This is a genomic window from Halococcus agarilyticus (assembly GCF_000334895.1).
In the GTDB taxonomy this organism is placed as follows: Archaea; Halobacteriota; Halobacteria; order Halobacteriales; family Halococcaceae; genus Halococcus; species Halococcus agarilyticus.
Map to the genome: position 1 here is coordinate 43657 of NZ_BAFM01000006.1, position 17666 is coordinate 61322.

Genomic DNA, 17666 nt, shown 5'->3' on the forward strand with positions numbered 1-17666 from the left:
ATAATCCTAAGAAGAATGCCCCGTCTGGAGCGACTAAAATAGTAATTCTTCGCGGGGAAAGTGGCTTCTTCGGTCCGTTTCAACGACGGTGATAATCACATGCTTGTCGACTCATTCGGCCTGCAAAACTCTCGAAAGCCGAATGAACATGAGTTACCGTCACAGTGCCGCCAAAATTGTTATTTAAAGGTCATTTCATTGCGAGCGTGGTTTTATGTCGGAGGAGTATTTAGTGAGTCATGTAATGGCCCCGTCGTTCATGCGTCACAGGGAAAGTGTAGGTGAGCTAGACGAAGACATAGCGGCGGAGCTCATGGATCTGATAGAGGAAAACCCAGCAAAACCCTGGACAATCGTTTCAAGAGTTTCTAATCAGTTAGACCAGAATCCGGACCAAGTTCGCGAAACGCTCCGGCAGCTAACGCTCCAAGGAGAAGTCACTCCCACGGCGGATGGCGACCTCCGAAAAGCTCTCGTCGAAGCGTAGGCCGGTCTATGAATTCTGAGCGCCGATACGGAACACGAATACTGGGTGTTGGAGATAACGACGACTCTGAGAATGAGGATCCGGTTGTAGAAATCGAGAAACCGAATACTACGAGCGACAAGCCACAGTCAGAGGATCAGAGCGGTCGATCACCATTTCAGCGAGACTTAGATCGGATTAAGTATACCAAGGAATTTCGCCGGTTGAAAGATGTCACTCAAGTAGCGCGTGCAGGTGAGTCGTACTTATACCATGATCGACTAAGCCACTCATTAAAAGTAGCTCAGGTTGGTCGCCGATTTGCAGAGTATGTTATCCAACAGGAGGAGGGGACGCATACAATTTCTCGTGAACTTGACCCAGATATGATTGAAGCGGCTTGCATGGCCCATGACCTTGGTCACCCACCATTCGGGCACCTAGCGGAATCAACACTTGATAAGTTGCTTCAAGAGAAAACGAATCCTTATCGGAAAGAGAACGATCTTGACCCTACGCTTGGGGAACTCCCCGAGAATCTTGATGCGACCGATGCTGATAACATCGATGCATATCTACAAGTGAATTCTGACGAACTTGCAGGTATCCGATTTGAAGGAAATGCACAATCATTGCGTATCCTCACCCGACTCGCGACCCATCGCGATGCGTATACAGGACTTGCGCTCACTGTTGGCGTCTTGCTGGGTGTTGGAAAGTACCCATACGGACGTGGAGAATGGTTCAACCCAGACGCTCACAAGAGTCTGGACCCATGGCCAGACGAACCAAAATCGGTTGAGGGATTCTCTAAAGGGAAATTTGGATTCTACGAAGATGATGAGAACATCAACAAGGCGGTAAGGTATGCTGCAGTCGAAGGGGATGAATCGATTTCCGGTCGAGCAGCCGCAGCAGGAATCATGGATTATGCGGATGACCTCACATATGCTATCCACGATCTAACAGATTTCTATATGGACGGGCGACTTCCATTGGACCGGTTGCTCAGGGAAGCGTTCGCAGAACTAGATGAGAAAGATCAGGAAGGCCTTGAAGAAGCAGATTACGAGCAGGCCCCTCGACGTGAACTTGAAGAACTACACAGAGAACTTGAATACGATGAGGAGATCACGACGCCAACCGAAGTCATAACATCACTAGCCACCTCAGCGATAATAACCGGAGAGAATGTATCTCTGCTTAATCCATTTGACGGAACTCCCCAGCAACGGAACGAACTTGAAGCATTCACCTCGTTCCTAATCGAGTATTACCTCAACCGAATCTACTATGATGATGAATCCGATCACGAGCTGGTAGATACAGATGATGCGTATATCTCGCTCCGATTTGGTGAGCAAGAGTGTGAACTCTATCTTTCCGACCGACTCGAGGAACAACTGAGTATCCTCCAACAGATCACAAAGTACTATGTAATTCGCCAGCCCTCATTGATAGCCCAGCAACGCGGGCAGCAGCGAGTTGTCCGTGAAACATTCGAAGCGCTATACGACGAGGCTAGCAAGGATGACCTCAGCTGGTCAGCGGTTCCTACACCTTACCGTAACTGGCTGGAAACCGAACATAGCCATGTAGGTAATCTAGGCAACGATGCGGAGAAGAGAGCACGTGTAGTCGCCGATTTCATTACGTCGATGACCGAACCACAGGTTGTGGCACTCCACAAACGGCTTACTGGGGACAACCCGGGATCACTCCAGAACGAAATTATTCGGTGATCGCACTTTGATAAAGTAGCTGGTCGTTAGCAGGTTCTGGTGACCATATCGGAAATGGTCTCTGTGATCAGCACGCCACTCCTGACAACTGCTGAGGGTTTCGGCGGAACCAACCGGACAACTACCTCGGCAGGGGACTCCCGACGAACACCGTTTCCGGTGTCGCCAGTAGACTTATTCGGTCACGCGGCCCAAATTCGCCAGCATGAACGTGGTCGTCGTCGGGGGCGGTATCGTGGGACTCTCGTCCGCGTACGCACTCGCCGAGGCCGGTGCGGACGTGACCCTCTGTGAGAGCGGCTCGCTCGGAACGGGGAGCACCGCCCGCTCGGCGGGCGGGATCAGAACCCAGTTCTCGACGCCGGTCAACGTCCGTCTCTCGATCGAGAGCCTGCGGGTCTGGGAGGAGTTCGAGACGGAGTTCGGCGTCGACATCGCCCACCGACGGTCAGGCTACCTCTTCCTCGCGCGCACCCCCGAGACGGCCGATCGGTTCCGCGAGAACGTGGCGATGCAGCACGACCTCGGCGTGGACAGCCAGTTCCTCTCGCCCAGCGAGGCCGTCGAGCGCTGTCCGGGCCTCGATCCCGACGAGTTCGTCGGAGCGACCTACAACGCTGCCGACGGGTTCGCCGACCCGAACCTCGCCGTCCAGGGGTACGCGACGAGCGCTCGGGAGGCCGGCGTCGACATCCGAACGGGGACGCCCGTCGTCGATCTCGTCACCGACGGCGACGGGGTCACGGGCGTCGAAACCGACGCCGAACGGATCGACGCCGATTTCGTGGTCAACGCCGCGGGCGCGTGGGCGGCGACCGTCGCCGACCTGGCGGGGGTCGATCTCCCGATCCACCCGCGCCGCCGCCAGGTCGCGGTCGTCGATCCCAGCCGCCCGGTGGCGGCGGACGTGCCCCTGACGATCGATCTCGAACGGGGGTCGTACTTCCGCCCCGAACGGGACGGGGCCGCGCTCGTCGGAGGCCACTTCGCCGAGACCGAGTCCGACGTCGATCCGGACGCCTACTCGGACTCGATGGATCTCGACTGGGCGGCCACGGCGGTCGAACGCGCGGCGGCCTACACGAGCTATTTCGACGGCGACTCGCGCATCCGCCGCGGGTGGGCCGGGCTGTACGCCGTGACGCCGGATCACCACCCGATCGTCGAGGAAACGATGCCCGGCCTGATCACCGCGGCCGGATTCTCGGGCCACGGGTTCCAGCACGCACCAGCCACCGGCCGCCTGGTGGCCGAGCTCTGCACCGACGGCGAGGCGTCGCTGGTCGACATCGAGCCGCTGTCGAGCCGTCGGTTCGAGGACGGCGACGAACCCGTCGAGCGAAACGTCGCGTGACGCCACCGACGGTGCGTCGATCGTCGTTCGGGCTCCGGCGGTCGCACGGCTGCACGAACGGACGGGAGCGGTCGATCACCAGCACCCTTTTCCGCCGGCTCGTCGTTCGAGCGGTATGACGAACGCGACCCTTCATACCAACCGGGGCGATATCGAGGTCGAACTCCACGACGAGCGCGCGCCGCGAACAGTTGAAAACTTCGTCGGGCTCGCCACCGGCGAGCAGGAGTGGGAGGACGACGGCGACACAGTCGAAAAACCGCTGTACGACGACGTGGCCTTCCACCGCGTGATCGAGGGGTTCATGATCCAGGGCGGCGACCCCGACGAATCGGGTCGCGGCGGACCCGGGTACACCTTCGACGACGAGTTCCACGACGAGCTGCGCCACGACTCGGCGGGCACGCTCTCGATGGCGAACTCCGGGCCCGATACGAATGGCTCGCAGTTCTTCATCACGCTCGACTCCCAGTCCCATCTCGACGACCGCCACGCGGTGTTCGGCGAGGTCACCGACGGGATGGATGTCGTCCGCGAGATCGGCTCGGTCCCGACCGACGCGAACGACCAGCCTCAGGAGGAGGTCGTGCTCGAATCGGTCGAGATCCACGACTGAGACCGGAAAGCGAGACGAGCGAAACACTGATACCGAGTCGGGCAGGTACGCGTGCGTATGGTCGACGATACCACGTCGCGCTGTCTGAGCTGTGGGTTCGAAGCCGCGAGCAGGGACAGCTGGGATGCGGTCGACGCACCGCCGCTCGGGACGGTCACGCAGTGTCCGGACTGTGGAAGCACGGACGTCTACACGCGCGGATAGCGCCGGGGCGGCCGGAGTGTGGCGCTACCGGCAGTGCCGACGGTCGCTACGCGAACGGTAAACGGAAAGCGATCGAGGCCGATTTCGGAGTATGGCCGACGAACCCGTCGACCCGAGCGATATCGGCGAGCGCGACGCGCCGCCGATCGCGGAGAAGCCCTACAAGATCGTCTTCGAGGCGAACAAGTGTATCGCGGCGGGCAAGTGCGCCGAGGTATCCGAAAACTGGACGATGAACCTCACGAGCGGGATCGCCCAGCCAGAGTCGTACTTCATCGACGAGGACGACCTCGACGCGAACGTCGAGGCGGCCGAGGTCTGTCCAGCGAAGAAGGACCGCGGCGTGATCCACGTGGTCGATCGCCGGACCGACGAGGAGATCGCACCCGACCCCGAGGGCGACGGCACGCTCTCGGTCGACTGGTAGGTGGAGCGAGGCCAACACGAATCGATCGGCGCGTTCCGTTGCGAGGCGCAGCGACGACATCGGAGGTCCCGTGTTCCGACGATTGCGTCGGACGATCGATCTCCGGAGCCGTACGAAGGAGGACGTTCCTTCGTTGATAGAGACGACCGAAGGATAAGTTTATTCTACGCGGGAGCTCGGTTTTTCGACGCGGCGATGAGGAAAGGACAGCGGTTCGCGTCGGTCGCACTGGGGTTCGCCGTAGTGCTGACTGCCGGCTCGGCAGTCGTGACCGACGTCGCTGCCTCGCGGGACCCGCAGGCGGAACACGCCGGTGGTCATCCGGGTCCACGCTCGCTCGGAGTGACGGTCTCCGCGGACGGTGAGGCGCTCGACAACGTCCCCATCACGGTCGTCAACGACAAGACCAACAACCAGGTCTTCAGCGGCTACACGGACAGCGCCGGACAGATCGACGTCACCCTGCCACAGGGCAAGTACACCGCCGTTGCTCAGGGTCAGTCGAAGAAGGTCAACCTGAACAAGGACCAGAACGTCTCCTTCGAACTCAGCTCCGACGAGCGGCCCAATGGATGACCACCGCCGTTCTCTTCCACCCCCCTCGATCGCTTTTCGAACCCGACTGTCCTGCCGACTCACGGACGCCGGGCGTTTCCTCGAGGACCGACCGCGTCGGGATCGCGACGCCAGGGAGCGACCGGCTCGGACCCGTCGCTAATCAGTGTGCTCTCCCCGTGGATCGAAACCGACTTTTCGGCGAGCGCGTAGGAGCGAACGCGCGAGGGTGGCCGAGTCTGGCCAAAGGCGTCGGGCTTAAGACCCGATCTCTCAGGAGTTCGTGCGTTCAAATCGCATCCCTCGCATTCCACGGCCGATCGCCCCAAGCGACGATTTTATCACGATTCCCCATGAGCACCCGCACGATGGACTCAGACCTCCTCGCCGACGGGCCGGCCGACCGCCTCGTCCGGGTCGCCCGCACCGCGACCGGCGACAGCCTCCGCTCGGTCACCTACTTCACTCGAAGCGACTACGACCAGCTCTACCTCCGGGACGATCTCGAACAGGACGCCGACCTGATGAGCTTCATCGGCCACGAGTGGCACGACTTCAAGAACACTCGCAATGCCTACCAGAACTCCGAGCTCGGCGCGTACCGCCACACGATCCGGGTGTTCGAGAACGGCTATCTCCTCCGGATCACCACCGAGCGAAACGGCGTGTTCGTGACCACCGACGGGCTGACGATGCAGGACTTCGAGGCGGTGGCGAACGCGGTCACCACCGTTCTAGAGGACCGCAGCGAGTGATCGGGCACGGGTGACGACGTGCTTTTGCACGCGAGGGGCGAACCGACCGCATGACCGACCCATCCACCGACGGGTTCGACAGTCATGGGGCGTTCGAGTCACAGGGCGACGGGTTCTCACTCACCACCGTCCCGTTCGACAGTCACGCCGAGGCCACGGACGCCGAGTACCGGATCGTCGTTCGGGTGCCGACGCTCGACGCCACCACCGAAGAATCGGTCGCCGAGGCGGTGCGGGAGGGCTGGTTCGAGACGTTCGAGCGGCGGGTCGCCGACGCGCCTGGCGTGACGCGCGCGGCGATCGACGTGCCGGCACCGACCGTCGAGCGCGACGCCGACACCGTGCGGGTCGCGTTCGCGTTCGAGCACGACGACCCGGCGAGGGCGGCCGACGCCGCGAAGGCGCTCGCGGAGTACGTCGAGGGCACCTACGTCGAGGGGATCGTGCCCGGTTACACCTACGAGCCGCCGGTCGCCGACCTGCTCACGCGGGCGCGTCGACACGGCGACGAGGGCGACGGAGAGGGATCGAGCGGTGCGATGCCGCTTTGAGAGCGAGGAAGGACGAGTCGGACGTCGAACCGAGTCAGGCGTCGCCGGCCGCGCGACTCGCATCGCCCGCGATGATCCGGCGGACGTCGCCGAGCACGCCGAAGTCCGCGAGCGCCACCACCCGGTCGCCCTCCTCCAGGGAATCGTCGGCGTGGGGCAGCCCGAGGGGCGAGCCCTCCTTCCCGAACGCGAGGAGTCGCGCGTCGCCGGGCAGTTCGAGCTCGCTCAGGGTGTACCCGCGGGTCGGCGAGTCGCGCGTGATGGTGAACTCCACGAGCTGGAGATGGTGGGCGATGTCGGCGATCGCGCGGATCGTTCCCCCCAGGAGCGCGTTCTTCGCGCCGATCGCGCCGAGGCGCTCGGGGTAGACCACCTCGTCGACCTCCGCGGCGTACTTCCGGTAGACACCCTCGTACTCGTCGTTGTCGATGCGCATCACGGTGCGACACCCCCGTGATTTGCCGATCAGACACGCCATGACGTTGGTGATCACGTCGCCGGACAGCGCGCCCACCGCGTCGGCCTCCTCGATCCCGGCGTCGACGAGGTCCTCCTCGTTCGCCCCGTCGCCGTCGAGGATGTCGACGATCTCGAGGCGGTCGCCCCAGAGCCGTTCGAGCTGGTCGGGGTCGTTCTCGATCACGGTCGCCTCGTGGCCCTCCTCGGCGAGCACCCGCGCGGTCCGCAGCCCGACCCGGCCGGCACCCACGATGACGAATCGCATACCACCCGTACACCGAGGACCCCCAATAACCTTACTCCGCTCCGGGATCGGCCCGCCGGTCAGTCCTCGCCCGCGAGCGACGCGCGCTGACGGTCGAGTTCGGGCGTCGGCTCGGCATAGACGTGGGCGAACAGCTCGTCACTTCCGGGTTCGGGAACCCCCTCGGCAGTCTCGACAGCGTCGTCGAGTTCGTCGTTCGCCGCCGTCTCGCACTCCTCGACGAACGCCTCGTCGACGACCCCCTGATCGGTGAGGTACTCGACGAAGCGCTCGACCGGATCGTGAGTTCGCCACGCGGGGAGGTCGGGGCCGTCGTCGCGATACCGGCTCGGATCGTCGCTGGTGGTGTGTGCGCCCCGGCGGTAGGTCAGGCTCTCGACGAGCACCGGCTCGCCGTCGCGGGCGCGGTCGAGCGCTTCCTCGATCGCGCCGCGCACCGCGAGCGGGTCCATCCCGTCGACCTGCGCGCCCTCGAACCCGTAGGCCGATGCCTTCTCCGCAATCGTGGGACTCGCGGTCTGGCGCTCCCGCGGGAGGGAGATCGCCCAGCCGTTGTTCTCACACAGGAAGACCACCGGCGCGTCGAACACGCCGGCGAAATTGAGGGCCTCGTGGAAGTCGCCCTCGCTGGTCGCGCCGTCGCCGAAATCACACAGGATCGCGTGGTCGTTTTCCATGTGATCGGCGGCCATCCCCGCGCCGACGGCGTGGGGGAGCTGGGTCGCGATCGGCACCGCTTGCGGGAAGATCGGGAGGTCGTGATCGGAGGTGAACTCCGGATGCCCGCGACGGAAGGCGAGCAGGTCGCTCATCGGCACGCCGCGGGCGAGCTGCATCGCGTTCGAGCGGTAGGTGGGGAACAGCCAGTCGTCGGCCGCGAGGGCGTGGGCCGCCCCGACCTGGGTGGCCTCCTGGCCCGCGAAGGGCGGATAGCCGCTCATCCAGCCGCGGCGCTGGAGCGCCACGGCGCGCTCGTCGAAGCGCCGTGCGCGGATCATGTCTTCGAGAAGGGCGCGTGCGTCGTCGGCGTCGAACGGGGTCGCGTCGAGGGCGCGCTCGCCGATGACCCGGTGCATACCACCTCACGTGCGGGCGCACCCGAAAGCCGTTCCGATACGCGGAAGGCCCGCGAGCCCCGGGACACGATATGGTCTCGATCGCCGACCTCGTCGGGCTCGTCGTGGTCGTCGGCGTCAACGCCACCGTCGCCGCGCTCGCCACGCGCTTCATCCGCGTCCGGCTCGACACCCAGTGGGGCGTCGCGCTCTACGTCGCCCTGCTCGTGCCGACGACGCTGTTCGTGCTGACGCTCGTCACGACCGGCCCCGTCGGGCTGGGACCGGACCTCGGTGGGGCGATCGCGGTGCTCGGAGTCGCGGTCCTCCTGCCGCTCGCGCTCGGCGTCGCGTTCGATTTCTTCTGGATGCCCGCCCCCGAGGAGGTCGAGCTCCCCGACACGCTCCGGGAGTCCTGAACTCGCCCCGCGTCCGCCGGCCGATCGTCAGCGGCGACGAGTCGGCGGTTTCGAGTCGAAACGGACGGGTCGAACGGCGACGGCCCGAAGCGAGTTTTTAACCGATGGCGTCGTTTGGGGACGGGCATGGGGAGTGCTTGCGTCATCAGGGGAGAGATCCCGGCCGAGGAGTTCGCGCTCTACGAGGGGTTGTCGTCGTTGCCAGGCGTCGAGTTCGAGGTCGAACGGATCGTCGAGACCGGGGAGGAGGCCGCGATGCCGCTCGTGTGGGTTCGGGGCGGCGATCACGAGACCGTCGCGGACGCCTTCGAGAACGATCCGAGCGTGCGGGAGATCGAACTCCTCTCGGCGTTCGACGACGAACAGCTCTACCGGATGGAGTGGGTCGCCGACGTCGATCTCGTCCTCCAGATGCTCACCAACTCGGAGGCGACCATCACCGACGCGTACGGCACCGACGGCCGGTGGCATCTCCGGGTGCTCTACCCCGACCGCGAGTCGCTGTCGAAGACGACCGAGTTCCGCGACGAGGAGGGGCTGACCTTCGACATCACCGCGATCCGCGAACTTGAGGGCGAACCGGCGGGTCGGTACGGCCTGACCAAAGAGCAGTTCGAGGCGCTCGAAGCCGCGCTCGAAGCGGGCTACTACGAGGTCCCACGCGACGTCGATCAGAACGAGCTCGCCGAGGAGCTGGGGATCTCCCACCAGGCGCTCTCCGAACGCCTCCGACGGGCGACCGGCGCGCTCGTCGAGGACGCGCTGCTGGTCGGGGCCGTCCCGGACCACGACGCATAATCACCGCCGCTTCGGCCGCTCGCGACGAACGTGCGATGAAACAGAGCTTTCGTCCGCAACCTCAACGACTACAACCGATCACACGAACAGCGACGACAATGAGCCTCGATGGTGCGCTGCCGCCCTCCCCCCTGCACCGAGCGGACGCCGAGGCGATACGGGCCCGCGACGACGTGGACGCGCTCATCGTTCTCGGGGCCACCTCGATGCACGCTCGCCGGAGCCACCGCGACGGCCCCGCGACCGAGGCCGTCGCGCTCGTCGACGGCACCGTCTGCGGACTCTCGTACGACGGAACCGACTGGTCACACGAGGTGTTGCAGCGTGACGCCGACCGTCACGAACACCTCGAAGCCGCGCTCCAGTGGTCGTCGGGCTGACCGCCGAGAAACGGTGTCGGCGCGCTGGAACCGGACGACGAGCGCTCGGCCCGGGAGTCACTCGATGGCCCCGTCGAGCAGGCGCTCGATCGCTGACTCGGCCGCCTCGATCACCGTCTCGGGCGACTGGCTCGCGTCGATCCGCACGAACCGCTCGGGCTCGTACGCGACGAGCTGCTCGTAGTTTTCTCGGACCCTGTCGAGGTAGTCCGCCTGTTCGAACTTGTTCGTCGCACCGCTGCGCGCCGCGCCGCGCTCGGGAGCGAGATCGAGGTAGATCGTCGCGTCGGGCGGGCGCGTCCAGGGCTGGTGGACGCCGCGAACGTACTCCATCGGGCGCTTCACCCGACCGTCGAGCGCCGCGCCCTGGTAGGCGTACCGCGAGTCCGAATACCGATCCGAGATCACGACCTCGCCGGCGTCGAGCGCGGGGCGAACGGTGTTGGAGAGGTGGGCAGCGTGGTCGGCCGTATACAGGAAGAGTTCGGCGAGCGGGTCGGCGTCGGGGTCGGCGATCGAGCGCGCGACCGCCTCGCCGTACCACGAGTCGGTCGGCTCGCGGGTGAAGGTGGCGTCGACGGTGTCGTGCAGCGCCTCCCAGACGGTGGTCTTCCCGCTGCCGTCGATGCCTTCGAGCGTGACGAGCATACCGCGAGTTCGCCCGCCGACGGGTAAGTGTTGAGTTCGGCTGATCTCACTGCTCAGCGGACGAGCCGGCGGGCAGCGCGACTGCGTCGGCCGTGTGCGTCACTACTGATCGCTCTCCGCGTAGTTGTCGTCACGGCGTCGTTGGACCGATTCACCGAGCTCGTCGGCGATTTCCTCGCGTTTCGCGTCGGATGTCGCTTCCGGAACGAGTATTCCGCGGGTCTGGGTCATCGCCACGAACGGCAGTATCAGTCGTACTGTTGTAGTGCTTGCGACGCTTCGCTCCAGCATCGGCGTTCTCCGGCCACCGAACGACCGTGCCTTCATCCGTCGATGGGGACGTATCTCCTGCCGGTGACGGTGGTTTTAGGTCAGTTCCCCGAATAGTCAGGACATGGACGTGCTCGTGACCGGCGGCGACGGCTTCGTTGGACGGAATCTCTGTGACGAACTGGCGGAACGCGGCCACGACGTGACGGCGCTCTCGCGCGATCCCGACCCATCGGTGTTCGAGGCGGACGTCGACACCGCGATCGGCGACGTGACCGCCTACGACTCGATGAAAGAGGCGTTCGCGGGCCGTGATGCGGTCTTCAATCTCGTCGCGCTTTCGGCGCTCTATCAGCCCTCGGGCGGCGAGGAACGTCACTTCGAGGTTCACCTCGGCGGCACCGAGAACGCGGTTCGGGCGGCCGAGGAACACGGTGTGGAACGGTTCGTCCAGATGAGCGCACTCGGAGCCGATCCCCAGGGGCCGACGGCGTACATCCGGGCGAAGGGCGAGGCCGAGGGAGTCGTCAGGGACTCCGCGCTCGACTGGACGATCTTCCGTCCCTCGGTGGTGTTCGGCGACGGCGACGAGTTCGCCTCGTTCACCAAGATGCTCACGACGCCGTACGTGACGGGGCTGCCTGGTGCCGACACGGTGCGATTTCAGCCCATCTGGATCGGCGACTTCGCCCCGATGCTCGTCGACAGCATCGAGGACGGCGGACACGTCGGCGAGACCTACGAGATCGGTGGCCCGGCCGTCCTGACGCTCGGGGACGTGACGAAACTGGTCTACCGCGCCGAGGGGAAGTCGGTGTCGGTGATCCACATCCCGACGTCGCTGGCGAAAGTCGGGGGGACGCTCATCGGTCCCATCCCGCTGATCCCCTTCGGCCCGAATCAGGCGCGCTCGCTCGAAATCGACAACACGGTCGCCGACAACGACGCCACCGTGTTCGGCCGCACCCCGGCCGACCTCCGATCGTTCGCCGACTACCTCGGCGTGACGTGAGTTCCCGGACCGTCGAGAGCATCGCCGATGGCAGCCACCCTTCCCGCCGACCGGCACCCATTTGGCGTCGAGCGGCCGAGCATGGCGTATGCGTGTCGTCGTCCCGTTCGCGGCCGAGCAGCCGAAGACGCGGCTCGCGGACGTGTTCGCACCCGCCGAGCGCCGCGAGCTCGCCCGCGTCATGCTGGACGACGTCCTCCGTGCGCTCCGCGAGACCGGCCACGCACCCGAGGTGCTCGCGACGACCGGGATCGACGTCGATGTACCCACGATCGTCGACGAGCGCCCGCTGAACGCGGCGGTCGATGCGGTGCTGGAGGGCCAGGAGCCGCCGGTCGCGGTGGTGATGGCGGACCTCCCGCTCGCGACCCCCGACGCGCTCGCGCGGCTGTTCGCGCCGGAGGCCGACGTGGTGCTCGCGCCCAGCCGGGGTGGCGGAACGAACGCGTTCGTGACGCGCCACCCCGACTTTCGAGTCGATTACCACGGCGCGTCGTACCGGGATCACCGCGAGCGCGCCCGCGAGGTCGGTGCGAGCGTCGCGACGGTCGACTCCCACCGGCTCGCGACCGACGTCGACGAGCGTGCCGACCTCGCGGAGGTGTTGCTCCACGGGACCGGCGCGACGCGTCGGTGGCTCGAAGAGAGCGGGGTTCGACTCGACACGAGCGGGGACGGGCGGGCGACCGTGCGTCGGGACGATCCGGCCGCACGGCGGGGTGACGGACCCAAAACGAGGTGATTCGGGTGAGAGTTGGGACAATCGTTTAGGAGAAGGGTTCCCGAGTTCCGACTGCGCGAACCCCCTTCCCCGGTTCGCGCACGGGAACGTCGGCTGCGGTATCCCGCTCCCGACCCGGCATCCGTCCCTCCCCTTCCCTGGATGCCGGGTGCGCCCCGCCGAGTGACAGCCTTTTAGCCGCCCGAGTGCCTCGCCGGGGTCATGCAACGGCCCGACGACCGCGGCCGTGACGCGCTCGACGATTTCGACATCACGACGGGTGACGTCGACCGGCTGTGCGCCGTCACCCCCGACGACGTCGCTCCCGCCCCCCACCTCTCGTTCGCGCGCAACGTCTTCCTCCCGCTGACGACGGCATGTCGGTACACCTGCACCTACTGCACGTACTTCGACCCGCCTGGCGAAGCCAGCCTGATGGATCGTGAAGACGTCCGGAACGTGCTCGAAACCGGAGCCGACGCCGGCTGCACCGAGGCGCTGTTCACCTTCGGCGACAAGCCCGACGACCGCTACGAAGCGATCCACGATCAGCTCGACGCGTGGGGTCACGACTCGATCCACGAGTACCTCTACGAGATGTGCGAACTCGCGCTCGACGTCGGGCTTCTCCCCCACAGCAACCCCGGCGACCTCGAACGGGAGGAGATGGCGATGCTCGCCGAGGTGAACGCCTCGATGGGCGTGATGCTCGAAACCACCGCCGATGTCGACGCCCACGCCGGCCCTCGAAAGAAGACCCCCGAGCAGCGTCTCGACACCATCCGTGCGGCCGGCGAGGTCGGGATCCCGTTCACCACCGGCATTCTGGTGGGAATCGGCGAGGACTGGGAGGATCGGGCCGAATCGCTGCTGGCGATCCGCGAACTCGACGAGCGCTACGGCCACATCCAGGAGGTGCTCGTCCAGCCCGTCGTCGAAAACGAGCGGTGGAACAGCCCGACGCCCGACGCGGAGACGCTCCGGCGTGCGGTCGCGATGGCTCGCTCCGCGCTCCCCGAGGAGGTCTCGATCCAGGTGCCGCCGAACCTCGCGCCCGTCCGCGAGGTGCTCGACTGCGGCGTCGACGACCTCGGCGGAGTGTCGCCCGTGACCGACGACCACATCAACCCCGACTACGCGTGGCCGGGCCTCGACGAACTCGAAGCCATCGCGGGAGAGGCCGGCGTCCCGCTCGGCGAGCGCCTGCCGGTGTACGAGCGGTTCGTCGACGACGGCGGCTGGATCGACGAGCGCATCGAGGCGGCGCTCGCCGCCGACACCGTCCACGGCGAGCGCTTCCGATCGGTGCTCGAACACGGCGAGAACCCCGCCGAAGTGTAGCAGTCGGAGCGGACGACGCTCGCTACCGACGTCCTGTCGGCTCGCGTTCGCGCTCCCGATCGGCGTCCGAGTGCGACCGCGAATCGACTGGCTCCGGTGCCGGGCTGTACCGATCGGTCCCGTCGTCGGCCGTCGGTTCGTCGTCGAACTCGATGGTGAGCGGCCGTGCGAGTCGAGCGGCGGCGGTCGTGGCCAGGCCTCGCGCTCGCGCCAGCGTGCTTGGCTCCGGCGGTGATCGAACCCGGAGTTCGCTTCCCTCGCGAACGAGCAGGTCGCGGTCGTCGAGCTCCGCAACCGCACGATCGAGCGCCGCGTCGTCGGGGTCGAGCGCGTCGGACAGCTCTCGACGGGTGAGGGGCTGCTCGCGGAGCGTCCGGTCGACCTTCCTCGTGACGTAGTCGTGGTAGACGTCCCGGCCGTCGGGGTCCTCGTCGCCCTCGTCGATGAAGAGCCCCTCGTGACGCAGCGTCTGGACGGCGTCGAGGGCGAGCCACCCGCCGAGGGCCGCGAAAACCACCGGCAGCCACCACGTACCAGTGCCACCGAGCACGAACAGGGCAACGCCGGAGAGCAGCGCCATGAGACCGAAACCGAGGGTTCTGACGATCTCCCGGAGATCGTACACCTCCGTCAGGAGCTCCGAAAGACCGAAAATCCCCGTCGCCGTGAGACTCGTCGCAGTCTGTGTCACCGATCCGTCGAAAAACCACACTGAGAACGCGACGAGTCCTAACCACGCCAGTATCGCCCGTGGACTCACCCGCTCTCGAACCGCGACACGGACGGAGTCGGCCATCGATCGTCGGTTCCCCCTCGATACAATTAACTCCTCGCCTCGCCGACCGTTTCGGACTGGCGAGCGGATAACGGCTCGCCGGTAGCGCGGATCGGAACACTCCGTGCGAATCGATCGTTCTTCCGGAATATCTCGGTTATTCAACACGCTTCGTCGCGGACGGGAGCGTGGTGAGGACACGAATGCCAGAACACACGCGGCGCGAACTGCTGAAGTTGACCGGCGCGACGGCGGCGGCCGCGGTCGGCGTCCCGAGCGTCGGCCTCGCCCAAGACGACACGCCCGATTCCGAGTGGACGGAGGCGGAGTCGCCGACGAAGAAGACCCTGAATGGTGCGGTCGACACCGCCGAGGGGCCGTTCGCGGTCGGGGCCGGCGGCGACGTGCTCGCCCGACGGAAAGACGGCTGGCAGAAGGTCGTCGAGTACGGTCCCCAGGCGCGGAGTCGGCCGCTGACGGGTGTCGACGTCACCGACGACGGCAAGGCGCTCTGGTTCGTCGGCGGCTCGGGCGTGATCGGCGAGTACCGCGTCGACACCGAGACGCTCACGAACTACTCCGCGCCGAAGGAGAAGACCAGCACGTGGGAGGGCTGTGCGGTGCGGGGCAGCGCGGGCGAGAACGAGCGCCTCTACTTCGTCAACGGCTCGGGCGAACTCCTGATCGGCGTCCGCCAGGAGAGCGGCGCGGTCAAGTACGCGGACGTGACCAAACCCGGCGGCGGGTCGACGATCCCGGCGATCGACTTCCACGCGCGGAAGGAGGGCCACGTCGTCTCGACCAGCCAGTTCGTCGCTGCGACGGGCGACGGCGGCGAGAAGTGGAAGAAGATCGGGATCGACTTCGCCGGCGGGGCCTTCTTCGACGTCGCGAGCGTCGGCCCGAAGGACGTCAACGTGGCTGCCGGCGGCGGGATCGTCTACCGCTACGACGGGTTCCGGTGGACGCCCCACGTGATCGACGACGGTCGCCAGGCGATCCGCGCGATCGACCGCGACGGCACGGCGGGGCTCGCAGCCGGAGCGGGCGGGAAGGTCTACGAACGCCAGTCGGCCGGCCAGTGGCGACGGTTCCAGACGCCGGTCGCGACGAAGTTCAACGGCGTCGCGCGGACCGACACCTACGACGTGGCGGTGGGCGCTGGCGGGGTTATCGTCGAACGGTCGGTCGATCGCGACGCCGAGCCCCCGAGCAGCAACAAGTCGGTGGTTCGGTACGCGGAGGGCGCTGTCGAGACCGCGTGGGACTGAGGAAAGGAGGGGCGGCTACGCCGAGTGGGTCGATCGAGAATCGGACGGCTCGCCGAGTTCGTCGTCGAGCCCCGACCAGCAGTCCTCGCAGACCATCCGGATCGTCTCCTCCTCGGTACCGGAACCGCTCTCGTCGATCAGGACTGCCCGACAGTCGGCGTACTCCCGGGGGCTGAGGTCGGTTCCACAGAGCGCACACTCCGTGCCGGCGGGGGTCGAGTCGGCGGACGTCGCGTCGGCCGTCGTCGGTTCTGGATCGTCGGTCATCGATCAGCCTCCCTCGCCGAACCGGCCGTTGAGTTCGTCCCAGCAGCCCCGACAGAGCCGATACGACTGTTCGTTCGCGTCGCGTTCGAGCCGGATCCGCCACTGCGACTCGGCCTCGGTGTGACACTTCCCGCAGGTGTGTTCGGTCATTGAGAGTGAATCGGTAGCTCGAACGTTCGGGCTGGACCGGTGTTATACCTTTGCTCGGCTCGCGGCGTGAGATGGCAACCGCTTAGTTCCACCGACGGAACGCCCACCCATGACCAGCGTCAAGGAGTTCCGGACCGAGGAGCCCGCCACCGCCGACGCGCCAGGCAGCGGGCGATTCGTCTTCACCGACGCCTACTCGGTGTTCGACTGGGGGCAGATGCCCGATTCCATCCCCGAGAAGGGCCGCTCCCTCTGTGCGATGGGCGCGTACAACTTCGAACTGCTCGAAGCCGAGGGGGTTCCGACCCACTACCGGGGCGTTGTCGATCCGACCGTCGACGAAGCGGGCGGGGAGCCCGAGGCGGTCGAGCTGGACGCCGTCGCGGAACCGCCCCGTGAGATGGCGATCGATCTCGTCCAGGTGCCGGACCTCCCCGCCGAGGACGGAAGCTACGACTACGAGACGTTCCACGCTGCGGCGGGCGAGAACTACCTGATCCCGCTCGAAATCGTCTTCCGGAACAGCGTACCGGTGGGATCGAGCCTGCGCTCGCGCCGCGATCCCGGTGCGGTGGGTCTCGACGCGGCCGAGTGGCCCGACGACCCGGTCAACCTTCCGGAACCGGTCGTCGAGTTCTCGACGAAGTTCGAGGAGCAGGACCGGTATCTCACGCGCGAGGAGGCCGACCGGATCGCAGGACGGGCGACGCTCGACGATCTCGCGGCGGTCGCGCGCGAGGTCAACCGGGTCGTGACCGATCGAGCCGAATCGGTCGGGATGGCCCACGAGGACGGCAAGATCGAGTGCTGTTACGTCGACGGCGAGATCCGGGTCGCGGACGTGGTCGGGACGTTCGACGAGAACCGGTTTTCCTACGACGCACAGGAAATTTCGAAGGAGGTGCTCAGACAGTACCACAAGCGCACCCAACCAGAGTGGGTCGCGGCAGTCGACGCCGCGAAGACCGCAGCCGACGAGCAGGGCGAAACCGACTGGCGCGCGCTGTGCGAGCGCGAACCCGAACCGCTCGGCGCGGGCGTGATCGACGCCGCGAGCGATCTCTACACCGCAGGCACGAACGCCTACCTCGATCGAGAGCTGTTCGACGCACCGACACTCGACGACGCGGTTGCAGCCGTGCGCTCGCTCGGCGACTGACGACAG

General features: G+C 65.8%; 24 protein-coding genes and 1 tRNA gene. 18 read left to right on the forward strand and 7 right to left on the reverse strand.

Annotated elements, in window-relative coordinates; all coding sequences use genetic code 11:
- Nucleotides 1-244: 244 nt before the first annotated feature.
- From TX76_RS06180 to TX76_RS06220, 10 genes are all read left to right on the forward strand, one after another.
- Nucleotides 245-487, forward strand: coding sequence for a hypothetical protein (locus TX76_RS06180; protein ID WP_049900443.1), 243 nt, complete (start codon nt 245-247; stop codon nt 485-487).
- Between the two features lie 8 nt (nt 488-495).
- Nucleotides 496-2208, forward strand: a complete 1713-nt coding sequence (gene dgt, locus TX76_RS16995; RefSeq protein WP_079890764.1) for a dGTP triphosphohydrolase — start codon at nt 496-498, stop codon at nt 2206-2208.
- A 205-nt stretch (nt 2209-2413) separates the two neighbouring features.
- Nucleotides 2414-3562, forward strand: coding sequence for an NAD(P)/FAD-dependent oxidoreductase (locus TX76_RS06190; protein ID WP_049900448.1), 1149 nt, complete (start codon nt 2414-2416; stop codon nt 3560-3562).
- Between the two features lie 115 nt (nt 3563-3677).
- On the forward strand, nt 3678-4178 hold the full coding sequence (locus TX76_RS06195) for a peptidylprolyl isomerase (protein ID WP_049900450.1): 501 nt from the start codon (nt 3678-3680) through the stop codon (nt 4176-4178).
- A gap of 57 nt (nt 4179-4235) precedes the next feature.
- Nucleotides 4236-4382: a hypothetical protein gene (locus TX76_RS18010; RefSeq protein WP_195156006.1), complete on the forward strand. Its 147-nt coding sequence runs from the start codon at nt 4236-4238 to the stop codon at nt 4380-4382.
- Between the two features lie 91 nt (nt 4383-4473).
- Nucleotides 4474-4809, forward strand: a complete 336-nt coding sequence (locus TX76_RS06200; RefSeq protein WP_049900453.1) for a ferredoxin — start codon at nt 4474-4476, stop codon at nt 4807-4809.
- 195 nt (nt 4810-5004) lie between these two features.
- Entirely contained in the window at nt 5005-5385 is a 381-nt protein-coding gene (locus TX76_RS06205; protein WP_049900454.1) for a hypothetical protein, read from the forward strand.
- Nucleotides 5386-5587: 202 nt separating this feature from the next.
- Nucleotides 5588-5672 (forward strand) — tRNA-Leu (locus tag TX76_RS06210).
- 60 nt (nt 5673-5732) lie between these two features.
- Nucleotides 5733-6119: a DUF7522 family protein gene (locus tag TX76_RS06215; RefSeq protein WP_228842322.1), complete on the forward strand. Its 387-nt coding sequence runs from the start codon at nt 5733-5735 to the stop codon at nt 6117-6119.
- 50 nt (nt 6120-6169) lie between these two features.
- On the forward strand, nt 6170-6670 hold the full coding sequence (locus tag TX76_RS06220; RefSeq protein WP_049900459.1) for a DUF5813 family protein: 501 nt from the start codon (nt 6170-6172) through the stop codon (nt 6668-6670).
- Between the two features lie 34 nt (nt 6671-6704).
- Here TX76_RS06220 and TX76_RS06225 read toward each other — a convergent pair whose 3' ends face one another.
- Both TX76_RS06225 and TX76_RS06230 read right to left on the reverse strand, forming a co-directional pair.
- Nucleotides 6705-7394, reverse strand: a complete 690-nt coding sequence (locus TX76_RS06225) for a potassium channel family protein (RefSeq protein ID WP_049900462.1) — start codon at nt 7392-7394, stop codon at nt 6705-6707.
- Between the two features lie 59 nt (nt 7395-7453).
- A complete protein-coding gene (locus TX76_RS06230) occupies nt 7454-8470 on the reverse strand; it encodes a thiamine pyrophosphate-dependent enzyme (RefSeq protein ID WP_049900464.1) in 1017 nt (338 codons plus the stop codon).
- Nucleotides 8471-8541: 71 nt separating this feature from the next.
- Here TX76_RS06230 and TX76_RS06235 point away from each other — a divergent pair, with 71 nt between their 5' ends.
- The 3 genes from TX76_RS06235 (at nt 8542) to TX76_RS06245 (ending at nt 10046) form a co-directional block, all read left to right on the forward strand.
- A complete protein-coding gene (locus tag TX76_RS06235; RefSeq protein WP_049900468.1) occupies nt 8542-8868 on the forward strand; it encodes a hypothetical protein in 327 nt (108 codons plus the stop codon).
- A 126-nt stretch (nt 8869-8994) separates the two neighbouring features.
- Nucleotides 8995-9666: a helix-turn-helix domain-containing protein gene (locus TX76_RS06240; protein ID WP_049900471.1), complete on the forward strand. Its 672-nt coding sequence runs from the start codon at nt 8995-8997 to the stop codon at nt 9664-9666.
- 98 nt (nt 9667-9764) lie between these two features.
- A complete protein-coding gene (locus tag TX76_RS06245; protein WP_049900475.1) occupies nt 9765-10046 on the forward strand; it encodes a hypothetical protein in 282 nt (93 codons plus the stop codon).
- A 57-nt stretch (nt 10047-10103) separates the two neighbouring features.
- Here TX76_RS06245 and tmk read toward each other — a convergent pair whose 3' ends face one another.
- Nucleotides 10104-10694 carry a dTMP kinase gene (gene tmk, locus TX76_RS06250; RefSeq protein WP_049900477.1) on the reverse strand — a complete coding sequence of 197 codons (591 nt, stop codon included), beginning with the start codon at nt 10692-10694 and terminating at the stop codon, nt 10104-10106.
- Nucleotides 10695-10796: 102 nt separating this feature from the next.
- Nucleotides 10797-10985, reverse strand: a complete 189-nt coding sequence (locus TX76_RS18015; protein ID WP_195156007.1) for a hypothetical protein — start codon at nt 10983-10985, stop codon at nt 10797-10799.
- A 103-nt stretch (nt 10986-11088) separates the two neighbouring features.
- On the opposite strand from TX76_RS18015, the gene TX76_RS06260 reads away from it, so the two are divergent.
- From TX76_RS06260 to cofG, 3 genes are all read left to right on the forward strand, one after another.
- Nucleotides 11089-11976, forward strand: a complete 888-nt coding sequence (locus TX76_RS06260) for a complex I NDUFA9 subunit family protein (protein ID WP_049900480.1) — start codon at nt 11089-11091, stop codon at nt 11974-11976.
- Between the two features lie 88 nt (nt 11977-12064).
- Nucleotides 12065-12718, forward strand: a complete 654-nt coding sequence (gene cofC / locus TX76_RS06265; RefSeq protein WP_049900482.1) for a 2-phospho-L-lactate guanylyltransferase — start codon at nt 12065-12067, stop codon at nt 12716-12718.
- 201 nt (nt 12719-12919) lie between these two features.
- Complete coding sequence (cofG, locus tag TX76_RS06270; RefSeq protein ID WP_049900485.1) at nt 12920-14038, forward strand: 7,8-didemethyl-8-hydroxy-5-deazariboflavin synthase subunit CofG; 1119 nt, start codon at nt 12920-12922, stop codon at nt 14036-14038.
- A gap of 22 nt (nt 14039-14060) precedes the next feature.
- Here the strand turns inward: cofG and TX76_RS06275 are convergent, their stop codons facing one another.
- Nucleotides 14061-14834: an MFS transporter gene (locus tag TX76_RS06275; protein ID WP_049900488.1), complete on the reverse strand. Its 774-nt coding sequence runs from the start codon at nt 14832-14834 to the stop codon at nt 14061-14063.
- A 182-nt stretch (nt 14835-15016) separates the two neighbouring features.
- Between TX76_RS06275 and TX76_RS06280 the strand changes: the two genes are divergently transcribed.
- The gene (locus TX76_RS06280) at nt 15017-16084 is read left to right on the forward strand and encodes a hypothetical protein (RefSeq protein ID WP_195156008.1); all 1068 of its coding nucleotides are present in this window, start codon (nt 15017-15019) and stop codon (nt 16082-16084) included.
- A 15-nt stretch (nt 16085-16099) separates the two neighbouring features.
- Here TX76_RS06280 and TX76_RS06285 read toward each other — a convergent pair whose 3' ends face one another.
- Complete coding sequence (locus tag TX76_RS06285; RefSeq protein WP_049900495.1) at nt 16100-16351, reverse strand: hypothetical protein; 252 nt, start codon at nt 16349-16351, stop codon at nt 16100-16102.
- A gap of 3 nt (nt 16352-16354) precedes the next feature.
- Nucleotides 16355-16501, reverse strand: coding sequence for a hypothetical protein (locus TX76_RS17525; RefSeq protein WP_154019021.1), 147 nt, complete (start codon nt 16499-16501; stop codon nt 16355-16357).
- A gap of 109 nt (nt 16502-16610) precedes the next feature.
- Here TX76_RS17525 and TX76_RS06290 point away from each other — a divergent pair, with 109 nt between their 5' ends.
- On the forward strand, nt 16611-17660 hold the full coding sequence (locus TX76_RS06290; protein ID WP_049900497.1) for a phosphoribosylaminoimidazolesuccinocarboxamide synthase: 1050 nt from the start codon (nt 16611-16613) through the stop codon (nt 17658-17660).
- The last annotated feature ends 6 nt before the right edge of the window (nt 17661-17666 follow it).

Coding starts and splice junctions, on each gene's coding strand:
- TX76_RS06190 (WP_049900448.1), top strand. CDS start 2,414: ATGAACGTGGTCGTCGTCGGGGGCGGTATCGTGGGACTCTCGTCCGCG.
- TX76_RS06200 (WP_049900453.1), top strand. CDS start 4,474: ATGGCCGACGAACCCGTCGACCCGAGCGATATCGGCGAGCGCGACGCG.
- TX76_RS06205 (WP_049900454.1), top strand. CDS start 5,005: ATGAGGAAAGGACAGCGGTTCGCGTCGGTCGCACTGGGGTTCGCCGTA.
- TX76_RS06280 (WP_195156008.1), top strand. CDS start 15,017: ATGCCAGAACACACGCGGCGCGAACTGCTGAAGTTGACCGGCGCGACG.
- TX76_RS06285 (WP_049900495.1), bottom strand. CDS start 16,351: ATGACCGACGATCCAGAACCGACGACGGCCGACGCGACGTCCGCCGAC.
- TX76_RS06235 (WP_049900468.1), top strand. CDS start 8,542: ATGGTCTCGATCGCCGACCTCGTCGGGCTCGTCGTGGTCGTCGGCGTC.
- TX76_RS06215 (WP_228842322.1), top strand. CDS start 5,733: ATGGACTCAGACCTCCTCGCCGACGGGCCGGCCGACCGCCTCGTCCGG.
- TX76_RS06240 (WP_049900471.1), top strand. CDS start 8,995: ATGGGGAGTGCTTGCGTCATCAGGGGAGAGATCCCGGCCGAGGAGTTC.
- TX76_RS06230 (WP_049900464.1), bottom strand. CDS start 8,470: ATGCACCGGGTCATCGGCGAGCGCGCCCTCGACGCGACCCCGTTCGAC.
- TX76_RS06225 (WP_049900462.1), bottom strand. CDS start 7,394: ATGCGATTCGTCATCGTGGGTGCCGGCCGGGTCGGGCTGCGGACCGCG.
- TX76_RS17525 (WP_154019021.1), bottom strand. CDS start 16,501: ATGACCGAACACACCTGCGGGAAGTGTCACACCGAGGCCGAGTCGCAG.
- TX76_RS06275 (WP_049900488.1), bottom strand. CDS start 14,834: ATGGCCGACTCCGTCCGTGTCGCGGTTCGAGAGCGGGTGAGTCCACGG.
- TX76_RS06180 (WP_049900443.1), top strand. CDS start 245: ATGGCCCCGTCGTTCATGCGTCACAGGGAAAGTGTAGGTGAGCTAGAC.
- TX76_RS06260 (WP_049900480.1), top strand. CDS start 11,089: ATGGACGTGCTCGTGACCGGCGGCGACGGCTTCGTTGGACGGAATCTC.
- dgt (WP_079890764.1), top strand. CDS start 496: ATGAATTCTGAGCGCCGATACGGAACACGAATACTGGGTGTTGGAGAT.
- TX76_RS06245 (WP_049900475.1), top strand. CDS start 9,765: ATGAGCCTCGATGGTGCGCTGCCGCCCTCCCCCCTGCACCGAGCGGAC.
- TX76_RS18010 (WP_195156006.1), top strand. CDS start 4,236: ATGGTCGACGATACCACGTCGCGCTGTCTGAGCTGTGGGTTCGAAGCC.
- TX76_RS06220 (WP_049900459.1), top strand. CDS start 6,170: ATGACCGACCCATCCACCGACGGGTTCGACAGTCATGGGGCGTTCGAG.
- TX76_RS06195 (WP_049900450.1), top strand. CDS start 3,678: ATGACGAACGCGACCCTTCATACCAACCGGGGCGATATCGAGGTCGAA.
- tmk (WP_049900477.1), bottom strand. CDS start 10,694: ATGCTCGTCACGCTCGAAGGCATCGACGGCAGCGGGAAGACCACCGTC.
- cofC (WP_049900482.1), top strand. CDS start 12,065: ATGCGTGTCGTCGTCCCGTTCGCGGCCGAGCAGCCGAAGACGCGGCTC.
- cofG (WP_049900485.1), top strand. CDS start 12,920: ATGCAACGGCCCGACGACCGCGGCCGTGACGCGCTCGACGATTTCGAC.
- TX76_RS06290 (WP_049900497.1), top strand. CDS start 16,611: ATGACCAGCGTCAAGGAGTTCCGGACCGAGGAGCCCGCCACCGCCGAC.
- TX76_RS18015 (WP_195156007.1), bottom strand. CDS start 10,985: ATGCTGGAGCGAAGCGTCGCAAGCACTACAACAGTACGACTGATACTG.